Annotated in this window: 24 protein-coding genes and 2 pseudogenes; 15 read left to right on the top strand and 11 right to left on the bottom strand. The window is 54.1% G+C overall.

What is annotated here, in order from left to right; genetic code table 11:
- Positions 1–32: 32 nt before the first annotated feature.
- Positions 33–983 (bottom strand): DNA-binding protein, encoded by a 951-nt coding sequence (locus tag KVG88_RS13670; RefSeq protein ID WP_217871734.1) that lies wholly within the window; start codon positions 981–983, stop codon positions 33–35.
- A 133-nt stretch (positions 984–1,116) separates the two neighbouring features.
- On the opposite strand from KVG88_RS13670, the gene KVG88_RS13675 reads away from it, so the two are divergent.
- Entirely contained in the window at positions 1,117–2,043 is a 927-nt protein-coding gene (locus KVG88_RS13675) for a site-specific integrase (protein ID WP_217871735.1), read from the top strand.
- Between the two features lie 334 nt (positions 2,044–2,377).
- Positions 2,378–2,596, top strand: a complete 219-nt coding sequence (locus KVG88_RS13680) for a BPSL0761 family protein (protein ID WP_217871736.1) — start codon at positions 2,378–2,380, stop codon at positions 2,594–2,596.
- Positions 2,597–3,084: 488 nt separating this feature from the next.
- Here KVG88_RS13680 and KVG88_RS13685 read toward each other — a convergent pair.
- Positions 3,085–4,457 (bottom strand): annotated as a pseudogene (locus tag KVG88_RS13685) (transposase).
- A 1,224-nt stretch (positions 4,458–5,681) separates the two neighbouring features.
- Between KVG88_RS13685 and KVG88_RS13690 the strand changes: the two are divergent.
- From KVG88_RS13690 to KVG88_RS13700, 3 genes are all read left to right on the top strand, one after another.
- Positions 5,682–6,311 (top strand): hypothetical protein, encoded by a 630-nt coding sequence (locus KVG88_RS13690; protein ID WP_217871737.1) that lies wholly within the window; start codon positions 5,682–5,684, stop codon positions 6,309–6,311.
- Positions 6,312–6,360: 49 nt separating this feature from the next.
- Entirely contained in the window at positions 6,361–6,912 is a 552-nt protein-coding gene (locus tag KVG88_RS13695; RefSeq protein ID WP_217871738.1) for a TetR/AcrR family transcriptional regulator, read from the top strand.
- A gap of 89 nt (positions 6,913–7,001) precedes the next feature.
- A complete protein-coding gene (locus KVG88_RS13700) occupies positions 7,002–7,367 on the top strand; it encodes a histone-like nucleoid-structuring protein, MvaT/MvaU family (protein ID WP_217871739.1) in 366 nt (121 codons plus the stop codon).
- 570 nt (positions 7,368–7,937) lie between these two features.
- On the opposite strand, the gene KVG88_RS13705 is transcribed toward KVG88_RS13700, so the two are convergent.
- Entirely contained in the window at positions 7,938–8,573 is a 636-nt protein-coding gene (locus KVG88_RS13705) for a hypothetical protein (RefSeq protein WP_217871740.1), read from the bottom strand.
- Positions 8,574–8,601: 28 nt separating this feature from the next.
- On the opposite strand from KVG88_RS13705, the pseudogene KVG88_RS31350 reads away from it, so the two are divergent.
- The 3 genes and pseudogenes from KVG88_RS31350 to KVG88_RS13715 form a co-directional block, all read left to right on the top strand.
- Positions 8,602–8,724 (top strand): annotated as a pseudogene (locus KVG88_RS31350) (hypothetical protein); the annotation flags it as partial.
- A gap of 481 nt (positions 8,725–9,205) precedes the next feature.
- Complete coding sequence (locus tag KVG88_RS13710) at positions 9,206–9,775, top strand: recombinase family protein (RefSeq protein ID WP_217871741.1); 570 nt, start codon at positions 9,206–9,208, stop codon at positions 9,773–9,775.
- 341 nt (positions 9,776–10,116) lie between these two features.
- Positions 10,117–11,490: a transposase gene (locus KVG88_RS13715; protein ID WP_217871742.1), complete on the top strand. Its 1,374-nt coding sequence runs from the start codon at positions 10,117–10,119 to the stop codon at positions 11,488–11,490.
- 573 nt (positions 11,491–12,063) lie between these two features.
- Here the strand turns inward: KVG88_RS13715 and KVG88_RS13720 are convergent.
- The 5 genes from KVG88_RS13720 to KVG88_RS13740 all read right to left on the bottom strand — a co-directional run bounded on the left by KVG88_RS13720 (position 12,064) and on the right by KVG88_RS13740 (position 15,045).
- Positions 12,064–12,333: an FAD-dependent oxidoreductase gene (locus tag KVG88_RS13720; protein ID WP_217871743.1), complete on the bottom strand. Its 270-nt coding sequence runs from the start codon at positions 12,331–12,333 to the stop codon at positions 12,064–12,066.
- 101 nt (positions 12,334–12,434) lie between these two features.
- The gene (locus KVG88_RS13725) at positions 12,435–13,469 is read right to left on the bottom strand and encodes a trans-3-hydroxy-L-proline dehydratase (RefSeq protein ID WP_217871744.1); all 1,035 of its coding nucleotides are present in this window, start codon (positions 13,467–13,469) and stop codon (positions 12,435–12,437) included.
- Positions 13,470–13,546: 77 nt separating this feature from the next.
- Entirely contained in the window at positions 13,547–14,569 is a 1,023-nt protein-coding gene (gene lhpI / locus KVG88_RS13730; protein WP_225933978.1) for a bifunctional Delta(1)-pyrroline-2-carboxylate/Delta(1)-piperideine-2-carboxylate reductase, read from the bottom strand.
- A gap of 26 nt (positions 14,570–14,595) precedes the next feature.
- Complete coding sequence (locus tag KVG88_RS13735; protein WP_217871745.1) at positions 14,596–14,811, bottom strand: tautomerase family protein; 216 nt, start codon at positions 14,809–14,811, stop codon at positions 14,596–14,598.
- Between the two features lie 60 nt (positions 14,812–14,871).
- A complete protein-coding gene (locus KVG88_RS13740; protein WP_217871746.1) occupies positions 14,872–15,045 on the bottom strand; it encodes a hypothetical protein in 174 nt (57 codons plus the stop codon).
- A 249-nt stretch (positions 15,046–15,294) separates the two neighbouring features.
- Here KVG88_RS13740 and KVG88_RS13745 point away from each other — a divergent pair, with 249 nt between their 5' ends.
- Both KVG88_RS13745 and KVG88_RS13750 read left to right on the top strand, forming a co-directional pair.
- Entirely contained in the window at positions 15,295–15,972 is a 678-nt protein-coding gene (locus KVG88_RS13745; protein ID WP_225933979.1) for a GntR family transcriptional regulator, read from the top strand.
- Positions 15,973–16,088: 116 nt separating this feature from the next.
- Positions 16,089–17,372 (top strand): NAD(P)/FAD-dependent oxidoreductase, encoded by a 1,284-nt coding sequence (locus tag KVG88_RS13750; RefSeq protein ID WP_217871747.1) that lies wholly within the window; start codon positions 16,089–16,091, stop codon positions 17,370–17,372.
- 22 nt (positions 17,373–17,394) lie between these two features.
- On the opposite strand, the gene KVG88_RS13755 is transcribed toward KVG88_RS13750, so the two are convergent.
- Genes KVG88_RS13755 through KVG88_RS13765 form a run of 3 tightly spaced genes read right to left on the bottom strand, consistent with a single transcriptional unit; the run spans position 17,395 to position 21,163 of the window.
- The gene (locus KVG88_RS13755) at positions 17,395–17,835 is read right to left on the bottom strand and encodes a GNAT family N-acetyltransferase (RefSeq protein ID WP_217871748.1); all 441 of its coding nucleotides are present in this window, start codon (positions 17,833–17,835) and stop codon (positions 17,395–17,397) included.
- Between the two features lie 51 nt (positions 17,836–17,886).
- A complete protein-coding gene (locus KVG88_RS13760; RefSeq protein ID WP_225933980.1) occupies positions 17,887–18,927 on the bottom strand; it encodes an Ldh family oxidoreductase in 1,041 nt (346 codons plus the stop codon).
- Between the two features lie 4 nt (positions 18,928–18,931).
- A complete protein-coding gene (locus tag KVG88_RS13765; RefSeq protein ID WP_217871749.1) occupies positions 18,932–21,163 on the bottom strand; it encodes a N,N-dimethylformamidase beta subunit family domain-containing protein in 2,232 nt (743 codons plus the stop codon).
- A 252-nt stretch (positions 21,164–21,415) separates the two neighbouring features.
- Between KVG88_RS13765 and lhpH the strand changes: the two genes are divergently transcribed.
- The 5 genes from lhpH to KVG88_RS13790 all read left to right on the top strand — a co-directional run bounded on the left by lhpH (position 21,416) and on the right by KVG88_RS13790 (position 25,476).
- Positions 21,416–22,423 carry a trans-3-hydroxy-L-proline dehydratase gene (gene lhpH / locus KVG88_RS13770; protein WP_217871750.1) on the top strand — a complete coding sequence of 336 codons (1,008 nt, stop codon included), beginning with the start codon at positions 21,416–21,418 and terminating at the stop codon, positions 22,421–22,423.
- Positions 22,424–22,548: 125 nt separating this feature from the next.
- Positions 22,549–23,370, top strand: a complete 822-nt coding sequence (locus KVG88_RS13775; protein ID WP_217871751.1) for a transporter substrate-binding domain-containing protein — start codon at positions 22,549–22,551, stop codon at positions 23,368–23,370.
- A 60-nt stretch (positions 23,371–23,430) separates the two neighbouring features.
- The gene (locus KVG88_RS13780; protein ID WP_217871752.1) at positions 23,431–24,093 is read left to right on the top strand and encodes an amino acid ABC transporter permease; all 663 of its coding nucleotides are present in this window, start codon (positions 23,431–23,433) and stop codon (positions 24,091–24,093) included.
- A gap of 10 nt (positions 24,094–24,103) precedes the next feature.
- The gene (locus KVG88_RS13785; protein ID WP_096512185.1) at positions 24,104–24,757 is read left to right on the top strand and encodes an amino acid ABC transporter permease; all 654 of its coding nucleotides are present in this window, start codon (positions 24,104–24,106) and stop codon (positions 24,755–24,757) included.
- On the top strand, positions 24,754–25,476 hold the full coding sequence (locus KVG88_RS13790) for an amino acid ABC transporter ATP-binding protein (RefSeq protein WP_217871753.1): 723 nt from the start codon (positions 24,754–24,756) through the stop codon (positions 25,474–25,476). The genes KVG88_RS13785 and KVG88_RS13790 overlap by 4 nt, the downstream gene beginning before the upstream one ends.
- The last annotated feature ends 17 nt before the right edge of the window (positions 25,477–25,493 follow it).

Here is a 25,493-nt window from a genome sequence, read left to right on the forward strand (position 1 = left end):
GATGCGGAGACAGCTTACTGGCCAAACACCGCCTAGGCAGTCGGAGTCATTTGACGCAAAAGCGTTTGCAGTGTCTCAATTTGCCGTGCTTGCTCGCGCAACTGCTGACGATGTTCGCGATGGCGCAGCAAGTACGGATTGAACCGCTCTCGTAATACGGTATGCTCAGTCTTCAATAGTTGCAGCTGTGTAGCCAAGGCGTCGTGGGCCTGCTGGGTGCTGCGTAGGGTCTGGGTTTGTTGACGCAACTCCGCCTGCAGTGCCCGATGCTCATTGAGCAAGCGTTCCTGCTCGCGATACACCTGGACCAGCTCTTCCTGTTTAGCCAGTTGCACGTTCTGCAAGGACCGCAGTTCCTGACGTAACTGATTGGTCTGCTCGTCGTGTCGACGCAGCTCTTGCCCGCGCTGGCTCAGTTGTTCCTGTCGATAGTGCTCAAGTCCCTCCCGAGCATGCTGATGTTTGTCCTCCAGTGATTGCAGCTGCTGAGCCCGTTCTTCGAGGATCTGTTGCTGGCCCGCCACTAACTGTCGCAATTGCTGGCGTTCACCCTCACTGTCTTGTAGCTGTTCGCGCAGCATACGTTCGCACAGCCGCTGCTGTTCCAATTCGCCAGTCAGGTGGGTGACGCTGGTTAGCGATTGCTCCAACCGCTCGCGTAGCTGAGCGCGTTCCTGCGCATAGCTGGCCTGCTGCCGCTCAAGCTGCTTTTGTTCGTCGGCTACGGCTTCTCGCGCCTCCTGCTTCAGTTGCTCGGCTAGACTGCTCACGAAGGTACTCAGTTTTTCACTGAGGGTGGGCGGCGACGCGTGGTTGGCGGCCAGGCTGCCGCTAAGTTCTTTCAGGTAGCGCTGGATCGTACTCTTTGAACCGGTATTACCCAGCTCAACGCGGACCAGATCTATGCTTGGATGCAGTCCACGGCCGATCAAGGCGTCACGTGCAGCGTGCACCAGGGCTTTGTTGATACCGCCACGGGCCATGTCAGGAGCTCCTGTAGGATTCCCGGATCTTATGCAGTATGACGCATGCCATTTGACTTGCCTGGTTAATGATCAGGACGACAGTCTGTTTATTCCGCACTGGAACGAGCCCTCAGGGCGAGGAGGGTAGGGGATGACCACTGCCGCGGAGCGGTATCTGCAGGCGGCGCGCCGGGAAAGCACTACGCGCCGCTACCAGCAGGCCGTGGCGCATTATGAGGTGGGTTGGGGTGGATTTCTCCCAGCCTCAAGTGACAGCATTGTGCGTTACCTCGCCGAGCACGCTGACGCCCTGTCGATCAGCACCTTGCGCGGTAACTTGGCAGCCCTGGCGCGTTGGCATCTGAACCACGGCTTTGTCGACCCAACCAAAGCGCCGCAGGTACGGGACGTGTTGCGCGGCATTCAGGCGCTGCACCCGCGGCAGGTGCGGCAGGCCGAACCGTTGCAACTGCGCGAGCTGGAGCAGTGCGTGGCCACGTTACAAGTCGAGGCAGCGTCGGTGGAGCAGGTCGTGCGTCTGCGCGCCAGCCGCGACCGGGCCTTGTTGTTGCTGGGCTTTTGGCGCGCCTTTCGCAGCGACGATTTGTGCCGTCTGCGCATTGAAACTAATCAACTCGTACCCGGCGAAGGGCTGACCCTATTTCTCTCCAGTTGCAAAACCGACCGTGAGCATCAGGGTCGTACTGTCAGTGTGCCGGCGTTGAAACGCCTGTGCCCGGTGCAGGCGTATGAGGAGTGGCTTAGCCTCAGTCAACTGCAGGAAGGACCGGTATTTTGCAGCATCGACCGCTGGGGCCATCTGTCCAGCGAGGCCCTACACCCATACAGCGTGGCACGGGTGGTGCGCCGGGCTCTGACGCGTGCAGGCGTCACAGGCGAGCGCTACAGCGGCCATTCGCTGCGCCGCGGTTTTGCCACCTGGGCCACACGCAATCAATGGAGCCCCAAAGCCTTGATGGAATATGTCGGCTGGCGCGATGTGCACAGCGCCCTGCGTTATGTAGACGCCGGTGAAGCCTTTGGTGACTGGCGGCGCGAACCTGGCGGGTCAAAATGACTATGTGGAGACGATTTCGTACTGAGTTACGGCCTATGTTATTACAGCTGTACAAGATGACTGATTGGCGCTTGAAATGAGCGATTTAACAGGTTTGAGAAAGCAAGATTCTCAAACCCCAGGGCGTTTTTGGCACACAGAGGCGCGATCGACGGTACGCCGAGGAAGAGAGAGGGGGTGATCACGACAATCCAAGGCGGATCCGAATGATTGTGACGATGTGCTATCTAGTTTTGGGTGTACGCTTTGAGTGGTTGATGGTACAAAAAACTTTTTCGGCACGAATCAGGCTCAGCGCGGCTAGACCGTGCACGGTTCGTGAAAGGAGGACACCATGACGATGCCGAGCGAGCGCACACGAGCGTTCATCCAGACTCGAGAATTTTTAGTGGAGCTTGCAGCAGATTCTGCGCTTTCAGAATCCATTCGCCGTCAGGCCCGTCAGCTGTTACGGCATTATCCCCTTGCAAACGAGATCCTCTTGGCCGGGCAGCTCGAAGAGCGAAGGGTCGACCGACTGACCGAACCCTTCCTGTGCTCAAGTGTCGAGTAACCGCCAATACTAACCATGATCGGTGAAAGGCCATTACCCAGAACTAGTACTGCATAAAGGGTAAACGGCTTCAGCATTTGTCGAGGTCCCGTGTTACGGGATGACCTGAACGATCAATAGCCGTTTCGGTGAGACCGGAGATGTCTAGAAGCAACCCGTCGCATGAAAGAGCAGGAACGTGATGTAACCGAATACTTCGACGGCCAGCTTCTCGAAGCTATATAGCGTGTGCAATCAGGTCAGTAATTCATTCCATCGGGCGATGTGCGTTTGACAGGAATGGCAGCTTTGTATCGTTTTTCACCCGTCGCGACAGGCAGAAAACGGCCGATTCTGTTGAAAAAGTCGGATTTTCAGATCACCTGAACTCAGGCACGGCCACCACCAGAGAACCTACTCACCACATTGAGTGGTTTCTCGGCCCTTCGTTGACCATTGTTGCTTTGTTATTGGGTTAATTTGAGGTTTTTGGCTTAGTGCAGGCGCACCTATACCGGGGCAGGCGGCCCTTGAGATGTAAGTTTGGCCAGTCGACGCAGGCTCTGTACCGCAGCCGCCAGCGTGAACTCATCGGTCGCGCCACTCATGCCCCGTAGTCGCAAGCGATCCATTTTCAGGATGCGCTTGAGGTGGGCAAACAACATTTCGACCTTCTTACGTTCGTGGCGAGAGCGCACGTACTCCGGCGTCGCCGCGATGCGTCGAGAGACATCACGAGCGGCTTCATGAACGCTGCGAGCGATCTTGCGAAACGACGTGTTCGGGCAGCACTTGGCTTTCATCGGACACGTCGCGCAGTCAGTCTGTCTAGATCGGAAGATGATGGTGTTGGCTTTGGTGACGTGCGAACGCTCGTTCTTGAAGGCTCGCCATTCGCTACGTAATGCATTGCCAGCCGGGCAGCAGTATTCCTCAGTCTCTTCATTCCAGCGGAAATCGTTGCTCGAAAACTGTCGTTCTTGCGTTCGGTTTTGTCCCACACCGGCACATGCGGCTCGATGTCTTTTTCCTCCACCATCCAGGCCAGCATCGGCGCGGTGCCGTAAGCAGTGTCGCCAATGAGGCGTTCCGGCTTGATGTCGAACTGCGCTTCGACCCGATCGATCATCGTCTTGGTGCTCTCGACTTCTGCGGTTCGATGAGCCGGTGTGGGTTCCACATCCATGATCACGCCGTGCTCGGTATCGATCAGATAATTCGTGGAGTAAGCGTAGAACGCTGGGCCACCTGGAGCTGCGGTCCAGCGGGCTTGAGGATCAGTCAGCGATAGACGCTTCGGTAGCGTTTCGGCCAGAGCCTCTTCATCGAGTGCCTCAAGATACTCACGCACGGCGCGGGTGCTCAGGGCCGGATCGCTCCAGTTGACCGGTTCATCACCCGGTACACCGCGCTGCCGGCTGGCATCCGCTTTGATGATGCTGGCGTCCACGGCAAAGCCTTCGCCCTTGACCAGGCCGGCGTCCATGCAACGACGCAGCACTTCATTGAACAGCCAGCGAAACAGATCGCTGTCCCGAAAGCGGCCGTGTCGGTTTTTGGAAAAGGTCGAGTGATTGGGGACTTCATCTTCAAGGCTCAATCGGCAGAACCAGCGATACGCCAAGTTCAAATGGGCCTCTTCGCACAACCGCCGCTCTGAGCGAATGCCGTAGCAATAGCCCACGATCAACATGCGGATCATCAATTCAGGATCAATCGACGGGCGCCCAATCGGGCTGTAGAAGTCGGCGAGGTGATGGCGCAAATCGCTCAGATCGAGACACCGATCAATGCTGCGCAGAAGGTGATTGGCGGGGATGTGATCTTCAAGGTTGAACGAGTAAAACAGTCGCTCCTGCCCACTCGATAACTGTCCCATCATGCAGTGTGATCCCCCGCCGGCCAATGAAGCAATTTTGCCGCAGGCGAGACAGGGGAGCTACTTTTTCAACAGAATCGGCCATTAGCGGACGCTGCCCATTCCTAGCACTCAGCCGTAAAAAAAGTAAACGTCCAAGCGCTTACTTTTTTGGTCCGCGAGGAAACGGCACTGAAGCCCTCATCGGATCAGCTCCTCACCTCAGGCGGGTCAGCTTTAAACCAACGCGGCCATGAGCTGTGCTGACGACTGCTTTGGTCAGTTAATACGGTCAGTGGATGAGCTTCGCAGCTGTAACCTGGTGACAGATGCTACTTCGTAAGCCTGACGTGAGGTATGTCCGTTCTGGGCACCGCAGCATTATGCTTTCAGCGGACAGTTGGCGCAGTGGTTTCCCCAGTCCGCATTTCTTGATTGGAGCAGCCCAAAAATGGCTGCAACAAATTTAACGACCAAAATGGTAGAAATAGAACCGATTTGGTGTATTATCGACCTCCTACAAATTGATTCACCTGAGACAGGTACGTCAAAGTGCGCGCCCCGTGACTCTTTGTACCTGTAAAAATGGAGGCCGCATGCGCTTTAGGTCATTAGTCGCTTCACTAACGTTGAGTACAGCTTTACTACTTACCAGTTGTCTGTCGGTTTTTGGCAGTGAGGAGGAGGTACAGCGTAACGTAGGGCAGTATTACATCCAAAGTGGGTACATTTATGGATCAAAAATGTCGGGGAAGTATTATATACATAACCGATACATATACGGTCCAAAACGCGGTGGCGTTTATTATCTGCAATTAGGTTACGATCCGAAAAAGTTTGGACCTTTTTATATATTGGGTCCTAAGAAGGATGGCCAGTTCTATATTCAGGGGGGGTATATTTTTGGGCCGCCAGGGGATTTGCCGTGGTTGGAGGACGACAGTGATGCTACCTCAGTAGAAGAGCGCGCTAGCATCGGCCGTAAGCTTAAAGTGTTTTTCTAGCTTCGCTTATTTAGATAAAACCACCTAGCATTGTTACCCGTTTTATTGTTGAGCGGAATATGTTTTCGTTTTTTCTTTTATTATAGGACCCGAGGACAACTTGTTTTTCCACGTTAAATGGTCACCAGATTTACAATCTTTGGATCTGTGAATAAAAAACGATCCTTCAACGTTACCGGGAAAGCCAGGCTTTCTGACGTCTGACCTGTTTTTTTACTCGTCGATTATAAATAAGGAGATAGCTTTGAGTTATTTTCGAAACGCCTTTTCAATTATAAAGCAGCACTGTAAGGTATTCCTCGCTCTTAATTTTGCCTTCTACGGGACTTTTGCGCTCAGTTTCTTCGTTACGATGATCAATCCTGAACTACAAGGTTATGTAAAACCGGAAATCGATCAGGCCTATAATCAACCGGGACTGCTAAGAATGGCCGCTTCCGCCTTCGGAAGCCAAAATTTATTGATTGCAATCAGTCTCACCTTTTTCCTCAATTTAGCCGTAACACTGGGTATGACCACTCTGCCATCCTTTATCATCCCGTTTGTGGGAATTCTTGCCGTCTTCCACCGTGCTGCACTATGGGGCGTAATGTTTGCTCCCGTCGGTCCAAATTCCGCGATTTTGATTCCTCATTCGTTGACCCTTTTGATTGAGGGGCAGGCCTACGTCCTGGCCGCATTTGCAGCGTACGTTCAAGGTCGGATGCTTTTTTGGCCGAGACGATACGGGCTCGATTCACACCTGGAGGGGTACAAGGCTGGTTACCTTTCAACCTATGGCCTTTACTCGCTGGTGGTTTTGATGCTTTTGATTGGAGCTTTCTACGAAGGCATTGAGGTTATTTATTTTATGCCGTTCTTCCTTAATCCCTAAGAAAATCGCAAGATGGGCAGCATCTTCCTAGAATCTATAGCTCAAAATAATGCCCAGACCGACCAAAATTGAGATTGACGCCGAGATCATTGATAGAGCCGCTGGGCTTTTTTCCAAGCATGGTTTCGAAAATACCTCCCTTCAGCAGATCGCAAATGCCGTCAACTACTCCAAAGCCGGCCTGCTTCACCACTACCCGAGCAAGAAGGCGATCTATGAGAAAGTCCTTAGTACAAGTATCGAACAACTGAAGTCGCTTCTCGCCAGCGTCGAAGACATTCCTGTAGGCATTGAACGCGATCGGGCTGTCGTCGAGGCGACGATCCAGCACACGCTCGATTGGCCTGGAATGGCAGCATTTGGAAATCGCCTCGCTGAAAATGAGCAGAATGTCGAGCCTATTCTGACTGAGATGGGCTTAATCATGTACGCGGCACTAGGTATCGATCTGGCGACTGTAGATTTAGAGAGAATCATTCGAGTAACGAGCGCATTTTCTGGCCTTGGGGTTACAGCGGCACTTTCTGCACGTTTAGATCTCAAACGGGAGTGGCGCAGTTATATTGCTCAGATAGCAATGGAAGCGCTCGGTCATAGGTAAATGAGCCTTTATAATCAAGTTATAGATGGCTTGAAAAACTGACTCGGTTAGTATTTTTTACTCATTCTTCATACCATTAGGAGTATCCAATGTCCAAGCTGGCACAATTTCGCCAACTCGAAAAGCATTTAACTGAACAGCTCCTGGTACTCGAATCCTTGAAGGGTGACGCTGATCTGAAAAAAGAAATAGAGTTTGAGACTAAGCTTCGTGACTTGCTAGCAAATTATGGCTATAGCTTAAAAGACATCATCAATCTTCTGGACCCGCAGAGAACTCGTAGCGCTGGAGCTATCGTAGCCAAAGCTGGCTTGCGTAGACGCCGCCAAGTAAGGGTGTATAGGAATCCTCACACAGGTGAACGTGTCGAAACTAAAAGCGAAAATAACAAAACTCTCAAAGAGTGGAAGACTAGACACGGCGCCGATACCGTGGAGTCGTGGCTAAAAAAATAAAGCTTATATAGTACAGAAGGCCCCGCGGGGCCTTTTTTATTGATAAAAACTCAGCGCTACTTGTGCCGTATCGTGATTGGTCGGCCGAATTCGCAACTGTTGGAGTAAGAATTTTACGCCATGACGGATAGCGGAGGCGGCAATATTTTCACAATTTAAAAACCGCCTGGTCGGAGTACTGTGGTGGAGCGCCAGGCGCGGGTTCCGTCCAAATCGGTCTAATTAGTTGTCTTTGTTTCTGTCGATGGCGGTTCTTCTCAACCCGCAAAAATGACACGTCGGCTCCTACCAATTTGCGAACCGAAATGTAGCCCCCAAAATCTCCGACCCTTACGATAGGGCGCTATCTTAACCCTGCCTGTATAGGGCGGACACCGAGCTTTGTATGTGTACTAGGTACTTGTGAGTTCGCCACATCGCCGCCTGGCTATAGGCTGCGAAGTGGCGACTTTTGCGTTGTATGTCGGAACCGGGTGCCGCGGAAATTTCCCCAAAAGAGATATCCGTACTGAGACACCTACACTCATTACCGTCTGGATTTTTGAGACCAGATCAGTTCAGTGGATCGGCTCAGCGGCTCAGAGCCTGCGCATACTTGCCGCAGGCGCCGACGTCTCCGTCGTATGAGCCATGTCTAATGACTTCTTGGCTATCGACCTCTATCTCGATCTTGCAGGTAGCCTTCGTCTGCACAGTTGTGCCGCCAACGGAGGTGCCGGTGTAACGGGTTTTGCCGGGGCCGTCAGGAATACTCCCTGTTGTGAAGTTACTCGTCGGCTGGTAGGTCGAAACGAGCTGCGAAGTCGTCCAGGTGTAGACGTGACGACCGGCAAGTGTTCGTTCGTTGCTCGGCACGCCAAGCCTGTCTATAGCCGCAGAAAGCGGCTGTCCCCGAATGCGCTCGAAGCCACTATTCAACTGATCAGTAACGCAAGCCGTAAGCAGTAAAAGCGAGAAAAGTACAAAAATTGCCTTCACAGTTTTGATTCTCCAGTGTTCGTCAAGGTAGGTGTACGCGAGCGATTCGGCACACACGGGCGAATATAAACCATATTGGTAGATATAAAACCATAATGGTTTGATTCGTGACGAAAAGAAGGCTTGCTCGTTCTTTCGGCTCTGTTCGCCGTGATTGGATAGGGCCGTCCGTAAGTGCGGAAACATCAAAAAGTATGACAATTTCTGAAGGCAGCGATTCTCATGCATCAGCTAACAGCGATTCAGGAAGTACCCCTTCCTGACCAAAACCCTGCCGAGGGTGAGCACTGAGATGAGCCTTCATGTGCTCGCCTACAACCTCAAACGAATGATGACCATCTTCGGCATCGCAGGACTGTTTGAGGCGATCAGGGCGTGAATCCAGCCACTTGGTTCGCCCTTTAGTCGCCGTTTGGGCCGCGTAAGCGGCCCAAACGGCATTACGAACGTCTATGTAGCTGACTAAGGTAATTCGCGCTTCCGCCCGATGATTTCATAGGCAATCCTCGCGCCTCTCAGTTTCCGACGTATTTAGCGCGTTTTCACACAGCCTGGGTCGTACTCTGCCGATCATGTCCACGAGCAAATGGGTGGGCAAATCCCATGCTATTACCCATTCCCCATGCAGTGTGTAAGCAAAATTGCTCAAGCAAGAGCCCGGCTAGAAAGTCGGCTTCCATGGCAGCCCCCAGCCAACGCCAGATCCTTTCAACCGCTATCCCCCTTTGGTACCAACAAACGACTGTTAAACGATACCCTCCGGACGGACGGCGCAAGGCATCATTAAAATAGACTTAAGCGTTTGATGATGCCTTGATACACTGATACCACCTTAAGCGATACCAGTGGAGTCACCCGCCATGTCCCGCACCTTCCTTTATTGCCGCGTCAGCACATCCGGCCAGTTCACAGAAAACCAAGTGCAAGAAGTGAAGTCTGCTGGCTTCGACGTGCAGGCGAGCCGGGTAGTAGAGGAAACAATCTCAGGTAGCATCACTGCAAAGGAACGCCCCGGCTTCCAGAAGCTGCTGGAGCGGATGGAGTCAGGTGACGTCCTGATCGTGACCAAACTGGACAGGCTTGGCCGTAACGCGATGGATGTACGCCTAACGGTTGAACACTTGGCATCTGCTGGCATCCGTGTTCACTGTCTCGCACTTGGCGGTGTGGACCTCACCAGTGCAGCAGGCAAAATGACCATGCAAGTTCTCGGTGCCGTCGCGGAGTTTGAGCGTGACTTGCTGATCGAGCGTACTCAACAGGGCTTGATTCGTGCTAAGGCGGAAGGGAAGAAGCTGGGAAGACCAGAGGCGACTGGCACTACAAAAGCAGTGTTTCATCACAAGGCATTGAATATGACGCAGGCAGAGGTAGCAGCTGTCCTGAAGATCGGCATCGCTACAGTCAAACGACACTGGAACAAGGCCTGACCCACTCTGTACGCCCCGCCAAGTTTGGGGCTTTTCTATGGCCTGCGATATTTTGAATTCGTAGCCTATGGTATCGAGGTGGCACGGAAATGGCTCTTAAGCCCGACCCACACGGTGCTGGAAATCCCCGGTCTGCCACATTCCCTACCCTGATATTTCGCCACAGACTCACGAGTGAAGTCCTATCCAGGGCAGGTACAGATTTTGAAAAACGTCGGTATCAGCGGATATCCAAAGGGATGTTTACGACCGACAGAGAACGGCCGATTCTGTTGAAAAAGTAGCTCCCTTGTCTGGCCTGCGGCAAAATCTCGGCATTGGTCAGCAGGGAAGCACGCAGCATGATGGGACAGTTATCGAGTGGGCAGGAGCGGCTGTTTTACTCGTTCAACCTTGAAGATCACATTCCAGCCAATCACCTTTTGCGCAGCATTGATCGGTGTCTCGATCTGAGCGACCTGCGCCATTACCTAGCCGACTTCTACAGCCCAATTGGGCGTCCTTCGATTGATCCTGAGCTGATGATCCGCATGCTGATCGTGGGCTATTGCTACGGCATTCGCTCAGAACGGCGGCTGTGCGAAGAAACCCATCTGAACTTGGCGTATCGCTGGTTCTGCCGGTTGAGCCTTGAAGACGAAGTCCCTAATCACTCGACCTTTTCCAAGAATCGGCACGGCCGTTTTCGGGGCAGCGATCTGTTTCGCTGGTTGTTCAATGAGGTGTTGCGCCGCTGCATGGACGCGGGGTTGGTCAAGGGCGAAGGCTTCGCCGTGGACGCCAGCATCATCAAAGCGGATGCGAGTCGGCAGCGCGGCGTACCGGATGATGAACAGGTCAACTGGAGCGATCCGGCCCTGAGCACCCGCGCCGTGCGTGAGTACCTTGAAGCCCTCGATGAAGAGGCTTTGGCCGAAACGCTACCGAAGCGTTTATCACTGACTGATCCTCAGGCTCGCTGGACAGCTGCTCCAGGCGGCCCAGCGTTCTACGCTTACTCCACGAATTATCTGATCGATACCGAGCACGGCGTGATCTTGGACGTGGAATCCACACCGGCTCATCGAACCGCAGAAGTCGAGAGCACCAAGACGATGATCGATCGGGTCGAAGCGCAGTTCGACATCAAGCCGGAACGCCTCATTGGCGACACCGCTTACGGTACAGCGCCGATGCTGGCCTGGATGGTGGAGGAAAAAGACATCGAACCGCATGTGCCGGTATGGGACAAAACCGAGCGCAAGAACGACAGCTTTTCGAGTAACGATTTCCACTGGAATGAAGAGGCTGAGGAATACCGCTGCCCAGCCGGCAACGTATTACGCAGCGAATGGCGAGCTTTCAAGAACGAGCGTTCGCACGTCACCAAAGCCAACACCATCATCTTCCGATCCCGGCAGACCGACTGCGCTACGTGTCCGATGAAAGCCAAGTGCTGCCCGAACACAGCGTTCCGCAAGATCGCTCGCAGCGTCCATGAAGCCGCTCGCGATGTGGCTCGGCGCATTGCAGCAACGCCGGCATATCAGCGCTCTCGCCACGAACGTAAAAAGGTCGAAATGTTGTTTGCCCACCTCAAGCGCATCCTGAAACTGGATCGCTTGCGACTACGTGGCATGAGTGGCGCGTCCGATGAGTTCACGCTGGCGGCCGCGGTGCAGAACCTGCGACGGCTGGCCAAATTTTCATCTCAAGGGCCACCGGTCACGGGATAGGTGCGCCCGCACCAAGTAAAAAACCTCAAATTAACCCAATAACAGAGCAGCAAAGGTCAACGAAGGGCCGAAAAACCACTCTATGTGGTGAGTAGATTCTCCGGTGGTGGTCGTGCCTGAGTTCAGGCCATTTGAAAATCCGACTTTTTCAACAGAATCGGCCAAAAGCGGTCATTGGCGAACAGTCGCACTTGGGTATGGGCTGGTATCCAGTAAACAGCCTTTGTTAGGCACGACCGCCATAAGCGTACCGTCTCCCATCACTTCGGCACTGGTCGAATACCGATGTTCGGAGTCAAAGAAATGTTTCGATGAAAGAGTTGGCGGCGCAGGTAAGTTTCACCTCAAAAAACAACTGGCGAAGAGTGACCAGGCACCGTCGGCGCCTACAACAAGGTCAGCAGTTGCGGTTGAACCGTCAGAGAACGCCTGGCTGTGCAGTTCACCGCCGAGCGAGGAAACAGCAGTCAGCTTGTGACCCCAGCGAATGGCGTCGGCGGGCAGGGATTCCAGCGGGATTCTGCGCCGTTCGCCCCGCTCTACCTCCGGGCGACCATCGTCATCGGTGGTTGGCTAATCGAGTAGGATCTTTCCGTCCTTGTCACAGATTCGATTGCCATCGGTACCGACGATGATGGTCTCTAGAAACCTCTCGAACAACCCGGCCGCCTTGAGCGCGAGCTGATCGCTGTCTTCATGGATCTCAAGCAGGCCGCCTTGCGCACGTGAGCTGGCCGAGGTTTCCGCCTCGTAAACCGTTACCGCGATGCCGTGGAAATGAAGCACCCTGGCGAGGGTCAATCCGCCAAGCCCGGTACCGATGATCGCGATAGAGGTGGTCATCAAGATCCTTGGTCATGAAATTCCGCGGTGATTACCGGGCGGGTTATGCCGCGCCGCAGGAACTGGGCGCGAGATTACCGTTATCACTGAGTATGCGGCTATCACCGGCCCTCAACAGGCCAAGTGTCGGACAGACGATAGCCCGCTGGGAACGGGTCTGTCGGGTCCAGGGTGTGTTGATGAGTGCCGGTGATCCAGGCTTGGCCGGAGATGATCGGACTGATACCGGGCCGGCCACCCACTGACAATTCTGAGTCGATTCGGCAATCAAATTCGGTACCCAAAATCGACTTACCGATATAGCGGTCACCCACCTTCATTTGGCCTTTGGCAAGCAGTACCGCCATGCGGGCCGAACATCCTGTGCCGCATGGAGAGCGGTCGACTTTTCCAGGGCGGATAGCCACGGCATTGGCTGCGGTCAGCACGCCGTTTTTCATCTCGACCGGGTTAGCGATCTGACAGAAGGAAATATGCTTCCAATCATCGTTTTCCGGATGAGCAAAACCTAACTGCTCGTTGGCAGCCTGGGTGATTTTCATGCCGTAGTCGGCAATCTCCCGGGCCTCGTCCGGGGTGAGGGAGAAACCCAGTTTTTTAGCATCGGTGATGACGAAACTGTCGCCGCCATAAGCCGTGTCGACCAGCAGCGTACCAATCCCCGGCACTTCAATAGTGACATCGAGCTTGTCGGCGAACGACGGCACGTTTCGCACGCTAATGCGTTCAGCCTTGCCATTACGGCAAGTTGCAACTACCTCGATCAATCCTCCAGGCGGTTCAAGGAAAATGCGGGTTTCCGGTTCGACCATGGGTATGATCCCTGTCTCTAACAGTACAGTCGCCACGCACATCGAGTTGGACCCGGACATCGGCGGTGTGTCGCACGGTTCCATGATTATCCAACCAATGTGTGCTTTTGGGTGCTTGGGCGGCACCAGCAAATTGACATGCCGGAACACCCCACCACGGGGTTCGTTCAAGACAAAATTGCGCAGGGTCTGATCGGTCTCGATGAAGTGGCGTTGGTCCCAGATAGTTTCACCCGGAGGAGGCGCGACGCCACCGACAATGACATCTCCCACTTCACCCGCTGCATGGCAACTGACGACGTGGATGACTTTGGATGATCGCATGTTATTTCCTCCGGGATCTCATGGGCGTATACCGCCCAGGCAGTATTGAAAGTGCAAGAAATTGAAAGCGTCAGGAATCAGTGGCAAGCCGAGGTCCGCTGATAAGCCAGGATCGCTGCCGCCAGGTCTTCAACTGACGCGCCAACCGACTTGAACATTGTCATGGCCTGATCCGGATTCTTCAGCGCAGTACGCCCGGTATGTTTGCCAGCACAGAGTTCGCTGAACTCTGCGATGACATCGCTTGCTGCGATGACACCGTTGCGAATCGGCTGGATCAAGTCGCCGGTCTCTGCGAGAGCCCCTTCACGGGTGTCGACGAAAATGTTGCAGCGCGCTACTGCATCGTCATCGACTTCGCGCATAACTGGGGTGAAGCTGCCGACCAGATCTAGATGCACACCCGGTTTCAGCCACTGGCCCTGGATGACCGGTTCTGTGGCTAATGTTGCACAGCTGATGATGTCGGCGTCCGCGGCTGCTGCGGGTAGTTCCTGAAGAGTGACGGCTTTTGCCTGGAGTCCCTGTGCGCGAATGTCGTTCGCGAATGCTTTTGCGGCGTCAATGTTGAGGTCATAAACAAGCACCTCTTGCAGTTCGCGCACCGAACGGTGCGCACTGACGAGATAGCGGCTCATGCGGCCGGCCCCAACCATCAACAAGCGTTTCGAGTCGGCACGAGATAGATAGCGAGAGGCGAGAGCAGAAGCGGCGGCCGTGCGTCGGGCCGTCAGCTCATTCCCGTCAAACTGACCCAGCGGCAGGCCGGTTTTTGCGCAACTCAGAAGATAGTGGCTGCTGAGTCCCGGTTGGCCTTTCGCATTGTTGCCGGGGAACACGGTGACTTGCTTGACTCCCAGGTACTCACCTTCGATCCAGGCCGGCATCAGCAGCAGCATGGCGGCGGGATCGCCTGGCACTTCGATTTTGTGGTGATGACGAACAGGGGAGTGCACGGTGCGGGTGAAGATATCGGACAACGCACCCATTAGGGCGTCCCAAGGCAGTGCATCGGCCAGTTGTTGGGCATTCAAATACATGAGCAACACTCGACATTGGATGAAAGTAAGCAAAGCGCTTTCGGGATTGATCGCGCTCAATCCGAAAACGCCATTTGGTGTGACGTTTAACTATGGGGTGCAGGCGTGGGGGCAACGACTGAAGCACTGAGGGGCTCTCCGGCTATCACCCAGTCGCAAGCCGCCACATCCGTAAAGGTGATGGTGACGTCTTTCGGAGCGGACCCCAGGATCCTGGTAAAGGCAGCGGTTATTTCACGCGCTAGTTCGTGTTTTTTCTCACCAGGACGTCCAGCGAGCATTTCGATTTTTACTAACGGCATTCCGGGTTCTCCTGAGTGCTCGAGCTATGCGACTTAGAGGCGGGTTGCGATATACCCATATCAAAGAATGAGCATGTGTTCGGGAGAACTGGGAATCCACATCAGATCGCGGATAAACGATCGGAAATCTCCATGCTTTTCCGACTTTTGAGCGCGACGCTGACGGACGGCAGATTCGCCAGAGCCTCTGCCTGCCAGCGCTCGGAGGGCGACTTTTCTTTTCAGGTTTTGCATGCAGGGCTTCTCCTGTTGTTTTTATTGAAAGCGATGCAGCGCAAACCCTGAGGCACGCCGCTTGACACCGGGTTAGCCAAACTCTAGATTGAATATCGTATACGCTTGAGATGATGTCAACGGGTTTTTAGGATTTGATATCAGGTGTCAGCCACCCTCATTAGGCTGTATCACCTGACAGACCGGCCGATGGTAAGCCTCGATGTGATATAGAATACGTTATTCGATCGTGGCTTCCCGATTGCACCCATGGAGTTCCAATTGCCTCTAAGTCCTGCAGATCTGCCGTCACTTGGTTCCGCGCCAACTGCGTCCGATATCATTGCCAATCACATTCGAGAAGCGATCATCACTGGCGACTTTGACGAAGGCGAACCGATTCGTCAGGACGACGTCGCCAAGCTTTTCGATGTCAGTAAGATTCCGGTGCGTGAAGCACTTAAACGGCTCGAAGCCGAAGGCCTGGTCGAGTTTCAACGCAATCGCGGTGCTGTCGTCAAAAGTATTTCGGAGCCGGAAATTGCTCAGATTTTTGAAGTTCGGGCGATGCTGGAGTCCAGTGCGCTGAAACTGTCCGTGCCACTGATGACCGAAACTACCTTCAAAAGAGCTGAACAATATTGCGATGAGTTCGCACAAGAGACGAACGTAGCGCGCTGGGCGGAGCTTAACTGGCAGTTCCATTCCTGCCTTTATGAGGATGCGAATCGGCCGTTTCTGATGAATCTCATCCGCTCGGTCAATGACCGTATCGAGCGCTACTTGAGAATTCAGCTGACGCTTTCAGGGGGGACCGGGGTGGATGATCGCGAACATCGACAAATCCTGGCGGCGTGTCGCAAGGGAGATGCCGATGAGGCCGCCGAGTTGCTTTGGCAGCACATAACTAAGGCCTGCGAGTCGCTTCTGACCAATATTCGTAAGTAAAACCCAAGCGATATTGGCCGTGGATCGCCGTAGCCTCGCTACGGCGACTTTTTTATTAATCTTCGTATACCATATCTGAAAAAACCTTGATTCAACGCAGCTTTTAAGGGGGATACATGACACCTGTTCATTCTTCCGAGCACTTTCGCTTGTTTTCAGAAAGGGTCGTTGTCGTAGGTGGCGGGATCGTAGGAGTTTGTTGCGCGCTGTACCTCCAACGCGAAGGTTATGCGGTGATGCTGATCGACCCCGCCGCGGCAGGCGACAGCACGGCCAAATGGAGCTGCGGCCAAATAGCTATCGGAGAGGTAATTCCGCTGTCCAGGCCAGGGGTAATGCAGAAAATTCCTGGTTGGTTGCTCGATCAGAAAGGCCCCTTGGCGTTGAGAGCAAACGCATTGCCAGGCATGTTGCCATGGTTTCTGAGGTTTCTGGCATGTGCCAAGCAATCGAAAACGGAAGAAATTGCCCGAGACATCGCCAGCCTTACACATCATTCCCAGGCGGACTACATACCGCTGTTGCAGGCCTGCACCGAGCGGGCATTGTTGCGCGATAGACCGGTGATCAAGCTTTTCGATTGCGCCATTGGGCTGGAGCAGGAACGTCCCCATTTGGCGTTTCGCACGGACCTAGGCTTCAAGGCTGAAGAGCTCGATGCTGCCGCGATTGCCGATCTCGAACCGTCGTTAGCCGGCAAATTCAGTCATGGCTTGCTGTTTCCTGACTGGCGTTCGGTCAGCGACACCGAGGGTTTCATCACGGCGCTGACGCGTAGTTTTATCGATCATGGTGGTATTCGGGTGCGCGGTTCGGTCAAAAGGTTGGACGAGGTGGCTGATCACGCCAGCGGTGTCACGCTAGCCAATGGTGAACGCATCGCGGCTGACCACGTGGTGATTGCAGCAGGCGTTGGTTCGCGGCAGTTTTTTGATCAACTTGGAGTACGGATTCCGTTAGTCGGGATTGCGGGGTATCAAGTACTTCTGCCAATGTCTGGAGAGACGATTCGCCACTCGGTCATTTTTCCCGATGGCGGTTTTTGCATCAGCCCCATGACTCGGGGCCTGCAAATCGGGGGCACCATGGAGTTTGCCCGACCCAATGCCGAGCCGAATTTCAAACGCGCCGAAATCATTCTTGAAAAGGCGCGCAAGATCCTTCCCGGGCTGCAATTGGATAATCTCGAATACGGTGTCGGGTACCGTCCTTACCTGCCCGATACCAAGCCAGTGATTGACCGAAGTACCGGGTTATCGAATGTTTTCATGGCGATAGGGCATGGACAGCTTGGCCTGACATTGGGTGCCACGACCGGACGACTCATTGCGCAAATGGTTTCCGGCCGCACGCCTGTGCAGAATCTGGCACCCTTCAGCGCCAAGCGTTTTTCACTGTAACGGTAACGCGGCGGAGCCGGGGTTATCCCTCTGACTTGCGCATGAAATTCAGACCGGCCGCGGCGGTGGCAAAGCCCCATTTCTCATAAAAGGGAACCATGTCATCCAGACAGTAAAGTTCGCGATGTTTAATGTCGACTAGTGCCGGGTCGTTTAGTACGGTCTTCATCAAGACTCCGCCAAGACCGGTTCCTCGCCACGTCTCCTTGACGATGATGTCGAAGATCATCGCTTTGTAGACGCCGTCGGTCATCGCCCGAGCGAATGCGACGAGTTCATCATTTTGTGGGTCGATGAAAGCGAAGAGCGGACCGCTTGATTGCACCAGCTTTTCCACATCTGCTTTGATGCGTCCCTTGGTCCACCATTCGGTTTGAAACAACTCCACCAATTGATCGATGTGCGAAGGCGTCAGCGATCGATGGAGTTCCAGCTTATTGGTGTCACGAGATAGGTTGCTCATGTCTCTTCCAGATATTGCATTGAGTTGGGATGAATGTGTCTGTAATCACGGTCAAGACGACGGTGCGGCATCGCCCGCAGCCATTTGAAGCAGCTCCGATAAGGCCTTTTTTGCAATGGGAATGCCGTAGGTTTGTGTGGTGTGCCGATTTATGTAACGTCGGGCGCCTGGCATTCGGTCTTGACCAGCCTCCACCAGGTGTTTGCACAGAAGTGCTGCGCGCTGACTGAAGTCGGTCGATCCGCCGCGATCCGGGTCGATAACAATCAATAGCTGCCCGGCCTTTGGCGTCTGCGCACCAACGCAATGGCCGAAGTCGTTCTCGAACGACAATTGCCCTCCGGTCAATGCGCCAGCCAACAGTTCGACCATGAGTGCGATAGAAGAACCCTTGTACCCGCCGAATGTATTCAATGCTCCGCCAGCCAGCACCGCATGTGGGTCGGTAGTGGCGGCGCCTGAGCTGTCGACGCCAGTACCAAGCGGAAGTGGTTGGTTGTCCAGCGCATGAAGCCGCACTTCGCCGTTGGCCATGACGCTGGTCGCCTGATCCACCACAAGCGGTTCGGCGTCGGCAACCGGCGTTGCGAAGGCAATCGGGTTGGTGCCGAAAACCGCTGTGTGTCCGCCATGCGGGACGACATTGGCCAGGCCGTTGACGAAGCTGATCGCGACCAGGCCTTTGCGTGCGAACGGTTCAACGTCTGGCCAGAGCGCGCTGAAATGGTGGGAGTTACGGATGGCGACGACGGCTACGCCGGTGCGTTCGATTGCCTCATCAATGGCGCCCGCAGCGGCGGCCAGCGCTGGTTGGGCGAATCCGTTGCAGGCATCAATACGGATGAACGAGGGACTTACAACGCTCACCTTCGCATCAGCTCGCCCATCCACCCAGCCTGTTTTTAGTGAGGCGACATATCCTGGCATGCGGAAGATGCCATGACTGAGTGCCCCATCTTGCTCGCAGCCTGCACAGTTGGTAGCCAGGATGTCGGCGACGAAAGGGGATGTCCCGTAGCTGATGAAGATTTTCCTCAGCAACACAACAAGCTCGTCGAAGTCCATGCGCACGGCAGGAAGTTTATCTGTCATGGCGTTATTCATCATTTGAGGTGGTGGTGGAGTGAGATAGGTTTTGCACCAGCTCATCGGAGCTGTATGAGAGTTCGAGAAATTTACGCAAACAGTTTTCCAGCAGGCGCGACACGTTGTTGTCGTAGTGGTTGTGCGAGAGGCTGCCGCAAAAAGTGATCGACCCAACCGAAAACAGACCGCCGCCGTTCTCATCTATGCCGTAGACGATGTTTGAGCAGATGCCACCGTAAGGTCGCGGGCCACCGTCAAAAATGCCCGGAAGCAGAAGCTCTTCGAAGGTGGTTTCAAAGGTCGGGCCGTGACCTTCGGAGGCGGCAATTACTGTCACGAAGTCCGGAGTTCCCAGGTCCGAACAGACCTGGTCAATCTCGAATCCGGCAGCGCCGCCTCCTGAAAGTCCGAAGTCGCCGATTTTCTGGTCTGAAGGGATACCTTCGAATAGGAAGGCTAGTTCACTGTGAAACGATTCCCGGGTGCGGACATAGTACGTCCCTTCGAACGCACCTTCGGCGGTGAAGCCCACGCCGGCGACTTGTTGGGGTGCGATGCCGTTGCGGCGCCACAAGCCCCCGTACTCGCCATCGAGTTGGTGGTAATACTCGCCGGGCTGGCAGGCCCAGACACGCATGCCGCCCTCTGCCCGACGCACTTCGATCATATGAGGGTGCTGTGGATCGCGGCCGATTTTCCAGTAGAACCCATTGCCGCCGAGGTACATCAATTTCCCGCCGCCTTCGCGATAGGCAATCAATGCTTCCAGCGTACGGCGCGTGTGGTATTCAGGCTGAGTACCAGTCATCACGACATCGTAATGCGCCAGGGCTTCAATACCTTCACGATCGAGGTCCTCATCGGTGATGACATCGAACTCGAAGCCCCTGGCATTCAACCAGTCGGTCAAATGCGAGTCTGAAGCGAAGCCACGCATCCCCGAACCATGCTCATCGAGGTAGACCAGATAGGCCGGGCGCATGGTCATGATTGGCCGCAGACGGGACGAAAGGGTAATCCCGGAACCATCGGGATGACGGTTGTAGTTTGAGTATCCAAAGGCGCCGATGACATCCGGATTATGCGGATAGGCATTCCACTCTCTGACACGCTCCTGCAACGCGCCCGCGAATGTTCCTCGCGTATGGTTCGCGTAGGCCTGGTAGGTAAATGTAGGGGCCAGAAAGAGGATTTTTCGGCGAGGCGAATCTGCGCCAGGCAAAACATAGAACGGAATGGTGTCGGTGCCTGAACGGTTGTCGACAACCAGTCCGTAAATACCTGATGGCACACCTTTAGGCACTTGAACCGTAAGCGTCGTGTTCCACTGGCAGTCACTCAGGTCATCGGCATGGAAAGTGATAGCTGCATATTCGTCAGGCGCTGTTTTCCAGTCCATATTGCGGCCGGTCCAACCCGAAGAGCGCACGCCGCGCATTGGCATATTGACCAGGGTGAGAGTGCGCGAGGGATCAATGTCGTCTTTGATCGTCTGGCTGTACGCATCGTTGGCGAAAGACCAGCGCGCAAGCACATCAGAATCAGTTGTGGAGGAAAGCGGGGAACTGCTCAGGCAGGGCGCTTCGATGGAGCCGTTAAAGCAATCTTCCGGATGGCCGCACCAGGTTGCTGCAAGACACAAGTGGCTAGTGTTTTTGAGTGTGTCTAGGAGCCCCATCATCGGTACGTTGGACTCGACAGTGTGTCCAGTGCGCAAAAGTGTCGAGTGGAGGATAACCGTATCCCAGGCGAAGCTGATTTCCAGTTCACTCCATCGGTTGATCTCCGGGCGAAGGTCGAGCTCCTGGCGGGTGTGCGTCCCCAACCCTTTTAAGATCAGCGTGCCTTCGTTGAGGCTTAACGCGAAGCCGGACGTCCCAGTCTCATCCTGTATTGAAAAGATCACCTGGTCGGTGGCGCTGAATAATGTGGGTTTGATCAGTAGCGACAGTTTCAGGCTGTGCGCTTCCGGGATAACCGGCAAAGGGGCGATTGCGCATGATCCCAAATAAGTCTTTTGCTCGGTCGCGCGATAGCTTTCGACCAGGCCGAAATCTATTTCAGGGCTTTTTAAGCCTGGGCCCTCTGGATTGGGGTCGCAGCAATCCAGCCGGACAACTCTGGCGCGAATGTCCTGATCACCCGTCGAGGAAATTTTAAATTCGAGTAGTTCCCCGGGCTGCGCGCTCAGCGGTGTTACGTAGCCGATCACTGCCGGGGAATTGATATCTGAGTGGGTCATACATCTACTACCTGATGTTTTAATCGAATATCGTATACCTTATCGCCCATGTCAACGAGATGCTGACAGTCCGCGGCTTAGCGCTTTTCTTCCATTCGAAGCCCTTTTGTGAGCGTGTGCTCTGGTCGTCTCCGTGTAACAAGAACGACCCATTGACAGTTGACGAGTATCGTTTATCGTATACCATATCTGAAATGGCGATCTGTCCCAGCCATTTCTAGCTTTCGCAACCCTGAGATATGGAGAACACGAATGCAGTACGAACGATCATTTGCCACGGTTGAGCTGCACACGAGTGGGGAGACATTCCGTCTTGTTACCCAGGGATTACCCAGAGTGCCTGGTTCGACCATCGTCGAGCGCAGTACTTGGCTGCAACAGAACGCCGACCATTACCGGCGAGCTCTGATGCTTGAGCCTCGTGGTCACAAAGATCTGTATGGTGGGTTTCTCACCGAGCCAGTGAGTGAAGACGCCGATTTCGGCATCATTTTCCTCAACAACATGGGCTACAGCCCCCACTGCGGTCACGGTGTCATCGCGTTGGCTACGGCTGCCGTAGAGTTAGGTTGGATTGAACGCAAATCCCCTGAGACTCGCGTAGGTATCGACGCGCCATGCGGGTTCATCGAGGCGTTTGTCGAGTGGGATGGCACGCGGACAGGAGTCGTACGATTCGTCAACGTGGCGTCATTCATCTTTGAGCGCGACGTGACGGTAACCACGCCGACTTTTGGCAGCGTTACGGGTGATATTGCCTATGGCGGCGCGACTTATTTTTACGTGGATGGCAGGCCGCACAACATCGCCATCCGCGAGAAAGATCTGTCGACGATTACCCAATTTGGCTATGAGATCAAAACCGCCATTAATGCGCGGGGTTCCTACATTCACCCTGAAATTCCAGAATTCAATGACGTGTATGGCGTCATGGTTTACGGGGATCCGCGCCATGAGGGGTCAACTCAAGCCAACTGCTGTGTATATGCAGATCGTGCAATTGACCGGTCGCCGACTGGATCGGGCACTGCTGGCCGAGTTGCACAACTTTATCTGCGTGGCGAACTGTCGGCTTCCGATGCATTAATCAACGAGTCCATCATCGGTACGGTGTTCAAAGGTCGGGTGCTGAGCGAATCCAAGGTCGGCACATTGGACGCGGTAATTCCTGAAGTGAGCGGAAAGGCCCATATCTGTGGCTACGCCAACTGGGTCATCGACGAGACAGATCCTCTTACCTACGGCTTTCTAGTGCAGTGAGACCAACAATAACGATCTAACAGCTGTAATTTTACTGCCCCGATAATACGTATACGATATCCAAGATACGCTAAAATCAGCGTATCTTGTTTCTGAGTTCAGCCAACAAACGAGGGGAACAAAAAATGCGCATCAACCAACTCATCCTGGCCGCGGCCTTTGCTGCTTTGGGTACTACCGCCGTTCATGCAGACCAGTTGGACGACATCATTTCGTCGGGCAAGCTCCGCTGTGCGGTGGAGCTCGACTTTCCGCCTAACGGCTCCCGCGACAAGGACAACAAGCCGATCGGCTTTGACGTGGATTATTGCAACGATCTGGCAGCCGCCCTTGGCGTGAAGGCTGAAATCGTCGACACCCCGGATCCGGATCGTATCCCTGCGGTTCTGTCTGGGCGTGCGGATGTGGGCATCGCCGTGGCTTCCGACACGCTTGAACGTGCGAGAACGATCGGATTCTCGATTCCCTATTTCGTCTTCAACACGATCATTCTTGCGCGCGAAGACTCCGGTATTAATGGCGCCGCCGATTTCAAGGGACATACGGTGGGCGGCCCGGCAGGGGCCTACGAAACGTCCGCTCTGAAAGAGACGGTGCAAAAGATCAATGATCCGGCAACCAAGATGCTGACCTTCCAATCCCAATCGGACAGCTTCCTTGCGCTCAGCCAGAAGAAGATCGATGCGACGTACACCACCGCGACTATCGCCGCTCACGTCATCAAGTCGGGTAAATACCCAGGTCTGAAAATCGTCGGTGATGCTCCTGTCGACCCGGACTACTGTGCATTTCTCGTGCAACGCCAGGAACAGGGACTGCTCAACTACGTGAATCTTTTCCTCAACCGCCAGGTTCGCTCCGGTCGATATGCCGAACTCTATGCGAAATGGGTGGGAACAGAAGGCGGGCCGGCTCCGGATCTGACTGTCAAAGGTACCTATCGTTAAGGAAGACGGAGCACTCGTTCCGGAAAAACAAAAACCTTTCGCGTAAAAAAAGGTAATCGTATGTCTTATACCTTCCAGTGGCGCCCGGTTCTGGAGTCGCTTCCGGAGATGTTGTCGGGAGCGATAGTCACCTTGGAGATTGCCACCCTTGCGATGGCAATTGGTACGGTGATAGCAGTCCTGTTGGCGCTTGCAAAACGATCGGGTAACAAATCCCTTTCAGGTCTGGCCAGTGTGTGGATTGAGACGGCGCGTAACACCCCGGCGCTGTTTCAGATTTACATGGTCTATTTCGGGCTGGGCTCCATTGGAGTGGGTATCGACTCGTACTATGCACTCTTGCTCGGTATTACGTTCAACAACGCAGGCTACCTGGCAGAAACTTTCCGGGGCGGTTTCTCTGCCGTCCCGGAAACGCAAGTTCGGGCGGCTCGTTCGTTAGGCATGGGGGCGGTTCAGACGCTATGGCACATCGTGCTTCCGCAGATGTTGCGTGCGGTGTTCCATGCCATGACCAACCAGATGGTCTGGTCAATTCTGATGACGTCTCTAGGAACCATCGTTGGCCTGACGAGTGACCTGACGGGTGTTACTCAGCAACTTAATGTCATGACTTATCGGACATTCGAGTACTTCTTCGTCGCCGCTTGCCTGTACTACCTGATATCGAAAATATTCACGATTTGCGCGCGGCTATTCGCTTGGCGCCTGTTTCGTTATTAAGAGGTGCGCCATGTTTTTTGAAGGGACATTAGCGTGGAGCGACATCCTGTTTTTATTGAAGGGTGCTGTTGTCACAATCGCTATTACTTTGGCAGCGGTCGGTATAGGCACTTTGTTCGGCACGCTGTTCGGTGTGATCAGGGCTGGTGCTGCGTGGTGGATAAGTTCTCCCCTCGGCTGGGTACTGGATATCTTCCGTTCGGTGCCACTGTTGATTCAATTGGTCATATTCAATTCGTTCAACAGCATGTTTCGCCTGAATTGGCCAACTTATGTGGTTGCGTGTATTTGCCTCGGGGTTTATGCCGCCGCACTGTGTACCGAAATCGTCAGGAGCGGGGTGGCGGCAGTACCAACGACGACCCGCCGCGCAGCACGATCGCTGGGTTTGACCTGGCGTCAGGAAGTTGTCTCGATCACGTTGCCTATTGCCACCAGGATCGTGTTCCCTAGCTGGATCGGTCTGGCCCTCGGCATCATGAAAGATACATCGCTGGTGTTATGGATCGGCATTATCGAACTGCTACGCAGCTCGCAGATTGTCACAACCCGAATCCAGGAACCGCTGACCATTCTGGCAATTACCGGTGTGATTTACTTCTTAATGAGCTTCCCCATTGCGAGACTTGGCGCTCGTCTTGAGAAAAGGTGGCAAATACAATGATTAAAATTGAAGACGTACATAAAAATTTTGGCGCCTTGTATGTTCTCAAGGGTGTCAGCCTGAGCGTAAATAAAGGCGAAGTGTTATCGATGATCGGTGGCTCGGGTTCCGGCAAGTCGACCATGTTGATGTGTATCAATGGACTGGAAGACATCCAGCAAGGTCGTATCAGTGTCGATGGCATTCATGTCCATTCGAAAAAAACCGACCTTAATAAACTTCGGCAAAAGATTGGAATCGTGTTTCAGCAATGGAATGCCTTTCCCCATATGACAGTTCTCGAGAATGTGATGCTTGCCCCGCGAAAAGTCCTGGGCAAGTCGAAGCAGGAAGCCGAGGCGATCGCTGTCGAAAAACTCAGGCACGTAGGCCTGGGTGAAAAGCTGACGACGTTTCCGGCGCGTCTGTCGGGCGGACAACAACAGCGGATGGCGATCGCACGCGCGCTGGCTATGTCTCCGGACTACATGTTGTTCGACGAGGTGACATCTGCGCTGGACCCGCAACTGGTGGGTGAGGTGCTGGATACCTTGCGCATGTTGTCCCATGAAGGAATGACGATGATCGTGGTTACCCATGAAATGCGCTTTGCCCGCGAGGTGTCGGATCGTGTGGCGTATTTCCATAAAGGGCTGATCCACGAGTTAGGAACGCCCGAACAGATCTTCGACCATCCGGAAAAAGCTGAAACAGCAGACTTTTTACGCTCGGTACTCTGAAGATCGCGCTCTTGCAA

The sequence above is a fragment of the Pseudomonas azerbaijanoccidentalis genome (assembly GCF_019145495.1).
Taxonomy (GTDB): Bacteria; Pseudomonadota; Gammaproteobacteria; order Pseudomonadales; family Pseudomonadaceae; genus Aquipseudomonas; species Aquipseudomonas azerbaijanoccidentalis.